The organism is Xanthovirga aplysinae (genome assembly GCF_009711365.1).
In the GTDB taxonomy this organism is placed as follows: domain Bacteria; phylum Bacteroidota; class Bacteroidia; order Cytophagales; family Cyclobacteriaceae; genus Xanthovirga; species Xanthovirga aplysinae.
The window spans coordinates 1-8,796 of the sequence record NZ_SMMB01001123.1 but is presented as its reverse complement, the minus strand read 5'-3'; the positions used below and the strand labels follow the sequence as shown (position 1 = coordinate 8,796).

General features: G+C 35.4%; 8 protein-coding genes. 6 read left to right on the top strand and 2 right to left on the bottom strand.

What is annotated here, in order from left to right; all coding sequences use genetic code 11:
• Nucleotides 1-61 precede the first annotated feature (61 nt).
• The 3 genes from E1171_RS13560 (at nucleotide 62) to E1171_RS13550 (ending at nucleotide 2,744) form a co-directional block, all read left to right on the top strand.
• A complete protein-coding gene (locus tag E1171_RS13560; protein WP_155206567.1) occupies nucleotides 62-847 on the top strand; it encodes a helix-turn-helix transcriptional regulator in 786 nt (261 codons plus the stop codon).
• A 286-nt stretch (nucleotides 848-1,133) separates the two neighbouring features.
• Nucleotides 1,134-1,766: an NAD(P)-dependent oxidoreductase gene (locus E1171_RS13555; protein ID WP_155206566.1), complete on the top strand. Its 633-nt coding sequence runs from the start codon at nucleotides 1,134-1,136 to the stop codon at nucleotides 1,764-1,766.
• Nucleotides 1,767-2,126: 360 nt separating this feature from the next.
• On the top strand, nucleotides 2,127-2,744 hold the full coding sequence (locus tag E1171_RS13550; RefSeq protein WP_222931501.1) for an OsmC family protein: 618 nt from the start codon (nucleotides 2,127-2,129) through the stop codon (nucleotides 2,742-2,744).
• 225 nt (nucleotides 2,745-2,969) lie between these two features.
• On the opposite strand, the gene E1171_RS13545 is transcribed toward E1171_RS13550, so the two are convergent.
• The gene (locus E1171_RS13545) at nucleotides 2,970-3,410 is read right to left on the bottom strand and encodes an Lrp/AsnC family transcriptional regulator (protein ID WP_155206565.1); all 441 of its coding nucleotides are present in this window, start codon (nucleotides 3,408-3,410) and stop codon (nucleotides 2,970-2,972) included.
• A 135-nt stretch (nucleotides 3,411-3,545) separates the two neighbouring features.
• On the opposite strand from E1171_RS13545, the gene E1171_RS13540 reads away from it, so the two are divergent.
• Nucleotides 3,546-3,956, top strand: coding sequence for a carboxymuconolactone decarboxylase family protein (locus tag E1171_RS13540; protein ID WP_155206564.1), 411 nt, complete (start codon nucleotides 3,546-3,548; stop codon nucleotides 3,954-3,956).
• 150 nt (nucleotides 3,957-4,106) lie between these two features.
• Nucleotides 4,107-4,943 (top strand): peptidylprolyl isomerase, encoded by an 837-nt coding sequence (locus E1171_RS13535; RefSeq protein WP_155206563.1) that lies wholly within the window; start codon nucleotides 4,107-4,109, stop codon nucleotides 4,941-4,943.
• Nucleotides 4,944-5,441: 498 nt separating this feature from the next.
• On the opposite strand, the gene E1171_RS13530 is transcribed toward E1171_RS13535, so the two are convergent.
• Nucleotides 5,442-6,410 (bottom strand): hypothetical protein, encoded by a 969-nt coding sequence (locus E1171_RS13530; RefSeq protein ID WP_155206562.1) that lies wholly within the window; start codon nucleotides 6,408-6,410, stop codon nucleotides 5,442-5,444.
• Between the two features lie 628 nt (nucleotides 6,411-7,038).
• On the opposite strand from E1171_RS13530, the gene E1171_RS13525 reads away from it, so the two are divergent.
• On the top strand, nucleotides 7,039-8,796 hold a 1,758-nt coding region (locus tag E1171_RS13525), incomplete at its 3' end, for a serine hydrolase (protein WP_155206561.1).

The window sequence follows — 8,796 nt, the reverse complement described above, 5'->3', positions numbered from 1 at the left end:
TTCTCCCTAAATAATAGCACCTCACAATTACCAAGCGTTGTTTACTATTGGACATTCTCCTATGAAAAGTATTGAGTTTGTAGTACCAAAACACCTGGAGCCTTTTATCAATTGTATCATGGTTGGTGAAAGTAAGGACACAACTGCTCATAAAAACATCCCTCTTTATGCTGATGGGTATCCCGGAATCATGTTTCAACAAGCTGAGAACGGTTTTTATTTACTTCCAAAGAACAAAAAGCTATCCGAGCTTTTTCTATATGGCCAAACCCTTGACCCAATTTCTCTTGATGTAAAAGGTCCCTACAGGTTCATTGTTTTCCAGCTTTATCCTTTCGCCTCTAAGTATTTATTAGGTATAGACCCAAGGGTACTCAATGATGATTGTTTCGATCTGCTTCAATTGGAGCATATTGGAATCGAAGCCTTCCACAGGTCTTTAAAAGATGAAAAGGAGCTAGAAGAACAAATTAATATTATTTCTGATTTAATGCTGATATTAATAGAAAGTCACCAAATAACACCTGATGACAGGATTCAAAAAGCGATTAACATTATTCTTCAACATGAAGGACAAATTACCGTCAACCAATTACTAGAACAACTCCCTATCACCGAACGAACTTTGGAGCGTAATTTCTTGACAGAAATTGGCCTAACCCCAAAGCAGTTTGCAAAGATTGTGCAATTTCAATGCTCTCTACACAAACTAAATCGGGCAAATTTCAATAAATTGGTAGAAGTGGGTATCGACAGTGGCTTTTCGGATCAATCCCATTTTATCAGAACCTTCAAAAAGTATACAGGGCAAACTCCATCGTATTACCTAAATCAAATGGCTAAATAAAAGCTTGTCTAAATATTTTGTTTTGAAGTGAAAATGGAATTTTTAAGGTCTAATCGAAAACCTTTTTGAGTTCGTAGCTGGTGGCTAAGGACGAAAAATACGACAAACGAAGTTGATACCATTAAAATAAGATGTATGGAGTCCCTGACATAAAGAACAGGCTTTTTAAAGCCTTTTGCGGCTATTAGTAAATTTTTTTAACATACTCCAAGCCTTTTGTCGGTTTTATTCTATCTAACCGGTTCCCCACCCCTTAATTTTGCATCATAATCTAAATTTAAAAATCATGAATGTAATTATATTTGGTTCCACAGGAACAATTGGGAAACACTTAGTAGAGCAAAGTTTGAAAGAGGGACATCAAGTAACCGCTTTTTGCAGAAATTCAGATAAACTGAATTACATCAAAAATCCAAACTTGAAGGTGATGGAAGGAAATGTCTTTGATCCTGAAAGTGTCCAGGATGCCATTAAAGGAAAAGATGTAGTGTGTATTGCTCTGGGATCCGGAAATAAAAGAAAAGGAACCGTTCGCTCTCAAGGCACCAAAATCATTATTGAAGCTATGCGAAAGAATGGTGTAAACCGCCTGATTTGTCAAACAACTCTTGGTTGTGGAGAGAGCAAAAATAACCTTAATTTCTTTTGGAAAAACATAATGTTTGGGTGGTATTTAAAAAATGTTCTCTTAGACCATGAGCTACAAGAGGAATATGTAATGAAAAGCGGATTGGACTGGACAATTGTTCGTCCTGGTGCTTTCTCCGATGGGCCTAAAACGGGCAATTACCGGCAAGGATTCGATTCTAACGACAAATCATTGCAACTAAAAATATCAAGAGCTGATGTTGCAGATTTTATCTTAAAGCAACTGCAAACTAATAATTATTTACACAAGGCCCCGGGATTATCTTATTAAAGATTTTAATAAGGTGTAAATAATCTAAATTTAAATTTGCTAAATATTAATTAACTAATGCGAATTGTGACCTTAATACTATAACCCATAATAGTTTGCAAAAAAAGCCTGTTTAGTCAGTAATCTTTAAATTTTGGTTGGACAATTCAAAGGAACAGCAATACATAATGGCTAAACAGGCCACTACAAAATAAAAAGCAAAAGAGCTGAAATACCCTAAATTGTACTAATCTAATTTAAAAATCATTCCAAACAAAAAATTAAAATGAGATAAACACCAAAGCAGCTGAGCCGAAATCTTTTGAATGAGTCATGGACCTTTGAAACTAAGAACGATTTTTATCCTGTTATCCCATTAAAATGAACTTAATCTTTTTGGAGGAACATAAAATGGCTAAAACTATCATCAATGGTGTCAACGTAAATGAGTTAACTGAGACGATCAATGCTATAAAAAAGGAGCCGGAATTAGGAAAGTTTAAATTCCGGGCCAGGAATACCTGGGTTGAGGGAGGAAATAACAAAAGTCGTATCAAGAGTTTTTATGGCGCAGGGGAGGAAGATAAAAACCGTACCCAGTCTTTTGTTTTAGAAGCCGATGAACCCCAGATTTTATTGGGAAAAGACAAAGGGCCAAACCCGGTGGAAATTGCTTTGCACGCCCTTGCAGCTTGTTTAACCAGTACCTTTATTTATTATGCCGCTGCAAGGGGGATTGAAGTGGAAAAGTTGGAATCTAAGTTGGAAGGAGAATTGGATGTACGGGGGTTCCTAGACTTATCCAAAGATGTACGTAATGGTTTTCAAAATATAAAGGTGAACTTCACAGTCAAGTCAAATGCTTCAGAAGAACAACTTGAGGACCTTTGCGAACTGGCTCAAAAACACTCCCCAGTATTTGACATTGTAACAAATCAAGTACCTGTGGAGGTAAATATTCAGCGAAAAACCGGAGGTGCCCAGCGTATGGCGGCTTGATGGGATGGAATAATTCCAATGCCAGAAATTAAATTTACTATGCAAATTGAAAAAGGAAAATCTTATGGCTTCAAATGAGGCTTCTTAATGAAGCCAAAGCCTATTCCATCTAACTTCATCTATAAACTTCAAAAGTTTATTTCCACTTTTGTTTAAAAAAGTGGTAAGCCGTTAGAGGAAACAATCATTCACCCCAAAAATGAGACAATATGATTATCAGTTATTTTAAATTACCCGAGCTTTTACCGGAGAAGAAAGGATCATTGATGTAGTTGGCTCACCATACTCCATTAGTTGGTTTATCAATAATTCCAGCTCTTTAGGGCCTTTTACAGCTACCTTTAACATCATACAATTCTCTCCCGTTATCCGATGGCACTCCAAAACTTCCTCATATTTTTGAACTTGAAACAAAAATGATTCTAGCTGGCCAGAAGAGATTTTTAGTGAAATGACGGCCTCTAATGGCAAGCCTACCTTTCCAAGATCTAGGGAAACCTTATAGCCGGTAATGATCCCTTGTTCCTCCAATTTTTGAACCCTTTCAGCTACAGCGGGAGCTGAAAGTCCAACTACTCTTCCAATTTCTGCATAACTCATTCTTGCATTTTCTTGTAAACACCTCAAGATCTTCCGATTAAGAGTGTCCATTTCAGTGGCGGCCATTAGATAACTTTAGATAATAAAGTAAACTCATAAAAATAAATAATATTCAAAGGAAATTAAAGCAATATTCAAAGCAATCCAAAGCAAAATTATTTATTCTCCATTCTAATTTTGTCATAAATAAAACTTTCAGATATGTCTACTAGAATTTCATTATCGAAAAGTGGAAGCACTCCACTTCAACAATTAATCGGCCACAACCAGACAATCCTGGACAATTGGACCAATTTAGAAAGTACTTTTTACACCGTCACTCATTTGGAAAAAGAATTATTAGAGGAAGTAAGAAAAACTCTGGCATTTGGAAATCAATGTGAATATTGCATGAAGAAAGCAGGAAAGCCAAATGAGATAAAAGAAAACCAAAGGGAAAAATTAGCTACTGCTTTCGCTGAGCTTTTTGCAATTGACCACTTATCGATCAAGGTGGAACATTTCGCCATATTACGTGATTGCTTTACAGATGTGGAAATATCCGAGTTATGTAGCTTTATAAGCTTTATTACTGCCAGCCAAAAATTAGGAAGAATATTTAATTTACAGTAAGGCGAATTGTAGCAGAAAAAAGATAACTTTAGATTTCGTGCAATAATAACTAACCCTAGAGCTCATCGTCAAACCCATGCTACGGTTTGTTAACTGAGACGTTGGGTTAAATGGCAAGCTGACTAGAATTTCCATTACACAAGACAAAAAATGAAAACATTAAATAAAACTACCTTGCTCCTACTCTCCATAATGGCATTTTGGAGCTGCAATTCAAAAACAGATTCCTCTGATTCCATAAACGAAGAAAGACCAAAAATCGAAATGGTGACCGATTATGGCGAAATCGTTATTGATCTGTACAATGAAACACCCCTCCATAGGGATAATCTTATCAAACTTGCCAATGAAGGAGCTTTCGATAGTTTGCTATTTCACCGTGTGATTGAAAATTTTATGATACAAGGCGGAGACCCAGATAGCCGAAACGCTCAGCCGGCCGACACCTTAGGTAACGGCGGTCTTCCGTACATGGTGGATGCTGAATTCAACCCCAAACTTTTCCACAAAAAAGGAGCATTAGGGGCAGCTCGAAATGGTAATCTGAAGCGGGCATCCAGCAGCATGCAATTCTATATAGTTCAGGGAAAAATATTCAATGATAGCCTTCTGACCGCGGCCGAAAGCCGAATTAACGGATTTCTGGCAGAACATTATTTCAAAAATGATCTTGCGAACAAACCCCTGGTAGATTCATTGCAAAAAGCAGAAGACGATAAAAATTGGGAGCGGTACAACCTGTTCAATGACAGCATTAGGAACTTGGCCAAGAAATATGAAAATTTTGAACGGTATACTATACCTGATGCACACCGGGAGGTATACAAATCCATTGGCGGCACACCACATCTCGATCAGAACTATACGGTATTTGGTGAAGTTGTTAAAGGGCTTGAGGTTGTTGATTCCATTGCCTCCATTCAAACGGGAAAATTTGACCGCCCTTTAAAAGATATACGAATCCGAACAGTTCGAGTACTGAAATAAAATATGGAATTAACAACATTAATCCAAAAAATGACTTAATAACGTTTCTCAAGGTTAGTTTAATTTCAAAAACCGAAACCAAATAATAGAAAAAACATAGGACTGCTCCGCAATTCTAAATTTCCAGGATGATTTCGTCTATTTTGCAATAGAGATTGGTTTTAAATATGACATTTCCAACTTTATAAAGTTTGTTTTTATAAAAGGATATTAAAATCGAATAAATTAAGAGGTTTGACAAGATTTTAACCCAAATCCAAAAGGCCAATTTCAGAAAAGGGAATCTTACTTTAATATTATTAGTTTGAGTATGTTTAAAAATTTTCTATTGGCTACAAATGGTTTTTAAAAGGCCTTCTTTATATATCAGGGACTCCATATTGTTAAAACAGCAAATACCTGAGAGTCATTATCCACCCTAAAATTAGGTACTCATATTAACAAAAAGACTTTCATAATTTTGAATGATTGCTCCCTCGTTAAATAAAGGAGATGTACCTAAGCGCCTGGCCTCACAGTATTGTTATTACTCACTGTATTGCCAGTTCCCCGTTGATAGGAAACATGAATTTGAGTCATCCTCTCCATTCCATTCCCCTCCATAATATTATTTTCAAAGACTTTATTGTTGGTTCCATTCTGACGAATTCGAAGGAATTGAAAGTTACGATTATTATCATCTCCTCCAGTATTTATTTCTACCGATTCAGTCCCAGTCCCATTCGGACTCACAGTAATATCAGCTGCTAATAAATTATTACCAAAAGCTAAATTATCAGTCCCATTTTGTTCGATTCTTCCCAATTGAATATTAAGATCATTATTGTCCCCACCAATAATATTATTACCAAATACATTATTATTTGACATCTTTTGAGATACCCAGAGCCTCTGTAAATTACCCTTATTATTATCTCCTGGATCATTCAAATTTGCTGAGAATACCATTACTGTTGCAGTTCCAGTAATCAGATTATTACCTGTTACAGAATTTCCATCCCCATTTTGACTAGCTCTCAAACCTTGGATATTCCCCCTATTTCCCTCTCCATTAATTTGATTGTTCCCTATCAAAGAATTCATCATATCATTTTGAATGATAATAACATTTTGAAAATTTCTCTCATTTTCATCCCCCTTCACAAAATTATTGTCCGATACACTGTGGTTTGAACCTAGTTGAATAGCAAACAAATTCTGGATAATTTTCCCATTTTCATCCCCATTAATTTGATTGTTATTACGCAAGTTTTGTCCATTCCCGCTTTGTGCGCTAAATAACGATTGAATATTTTTAAAGTTTCCTTCTCCCGAAGTCGGGGCCGATAGCTCATTGTTTGATTCTACCGAATTATCTTCTCCAGATTGGTAAATAATATCAATTTGAAGGTTGCGATCATTACTTTGTCCAAAAACAAAAGAAACTGTACAACAAACGCTGAAAAGAGCTAAAATTAAATTTTTCATGAGATTATAGGTAAATGGTTTAACAGATTAAAATTGGGTTAAGAGGAAGGAAGTCCATCCATAGCAGGGTTTCAACCCTGAAACTGAAAAGGATGTCTGAGGACCCTTAAGGCCCTTCTAAAACCATCTTATTGGGAATAAGCTTCTACCACCAAAGGAATGGTTCCTCAATTAAAATACAACAGGGGAATTTTAGTAGGGTAGGCTTTCCAGGTAGATCATTTTGGTTATTTCCAGAAACCATAGGGAAACCAATAAATAGGGAAATTGTTTTGGCTTTATATAAATATATGAAAAATTATATTTCATACACATCATGGAGTAATAAAAAAATAACCCTATTAATAAAATTCAATTACAACTTTATAAGAATCCTAATTTCACTCAAAAATTGATTCTGACAAACAAAAGGCTTTGTATTTAATTTGCATATTTTTTTCAAATACCCCCATTGAATATAGTTATCAACCAAAAACTCCCTATTTACTTTCCTTAATAAAAAAATTTTTATAACCTTAACTTGGGTCAAAACCTTTAAAAAACTGGAATGACAGATAGATGACATGAAGATGTCGTAACAAAAACAGAAGCCTTTTAATAGTTTTGGACCAAAACAAATAGAAAAATTATGAAAACTCAATCAATCGCAAAAAACCTGGTTTACCAAAGAAAATTAAAGGGCTATACTCAGGAAGAATTATCTGGAAAAACCACTGTTACTATACGCACTATACAACGCATAGAAAAGGGAGAAGTAAGTCCACATCTTCAAACTATAAAGCTATTAGCTGTAGCCTTGGATATCGAGGTCGATGATCTACTTACTTTAGAAAATCCAAAGGAAGAAGCCATACAAAAGAAATGGTTACTCTTAATGCATGGCACTCCCATTCTAGGGTTTGTATTACCAATATTCAATATCCTTCTTCCTCTTTTTTTGTGGATCCATAAGCGAGAAGATAATCCTATCTATAATCATCATGGTATAAAAGTGATCAATTTTCAAATCAGTATAAGCTTACTTTATATTCTCTCCTTGGTGGCGCTACTTACTATAAAAGGTTGGGGGTTTTACTTTTTCATTGCAGTAATTCCATTAGGCCTAATTATCACCTTATTCAATATTATAAAAGCTATAAATGATCAAAAGTGTTACTATCCCCTATCCATTCCCTTCATAGGAAGCAACAAAAAATCTGCAAAAATCTTTTCTACCATTTTATTGGTTGGAATTACTCTTTTTATGGGGTGTACTGGAAAAAAGATCCAGCAAGTGGAACGTTTAGATGGGACTACTATAACTGAGGACTCATTAACCAATAAAATCAACCATTTAATTCATGAAGCAAACGTAACAGGTGTTGCTGTATCCATTTTCAATAATAATGATGTCATTTTCAATAAAGCATTTGGTTATGCCAATATCGAAACTAAAGACAGCTTGAAAGTGGATCATGTTTTTTACGGCGCCTCATTCAGTAAGGCTGTTTTTGGGTACATTGTAGCCCATTTGACTGAACAAGGGATTTTAGATTTAGATACACCTTTACAAGATTATGTTGATATAGCTATCCCGGATCTACCTGTAGAGAAAGATTGGAGAAATCTGCGTGATCTTAAAGGGGATATCAGATACCAAAAAATAACCGCACGTATGTGTTTATCCCATACTACCGGACTACCAAATTGGAGATGGATCAATAATCCTGGCGAAAAATTAAGAATTCTTTTTGAGCCGGGAGCAAAATATAGTTACTCGGGTGAGGGTTTACATCTCTTACAAGAGATAATTGAACATATTACAGGAAAAAAACTTGAAGTACTTGCAAAAGAAATTGTTTTTGATCCTTTAAAAATGCACAACACAAGCTACCTATGGGATGAAAAGTTCAAAGAGCACTTTTGTTACGGACATTCTAGTGACCAATTAAAATTGCCTAGAGACATTGAGTTGGATGATGCTTCAGCAGCAGGTTCAATGGAAACGACTTTAGAAGATTATTCAAAGTTTGTTAAACATCTCATGGAAGTACATTCAAGCAAGTCTGCAGTAACAAAACTAATGTTTTATCCCAATATTCGGATTCGTTCAAAGGCACAATTTGGGCCATTGGCCCAACAAATAACCAATGAAAATGATGGAATAGAACTTAGCTACGGTTTAGGTTGGGGCTTGCTAAATTCACCTTTTGGATTTGGTGCCTTCAAAGAAGGTCATAGTGAGGGATTCCAACACTATACAATAATTTTTCCGGAAAGGAAAATAGGAATAATAATTATGTCCAATAGTGATAATGCGGAAAGTATATTTAAAGAACTCTTAGAAATTTCAATTGGCGATATTTATACACCATGGAAATGGGAGAATTATATTCCTTATCAAAGT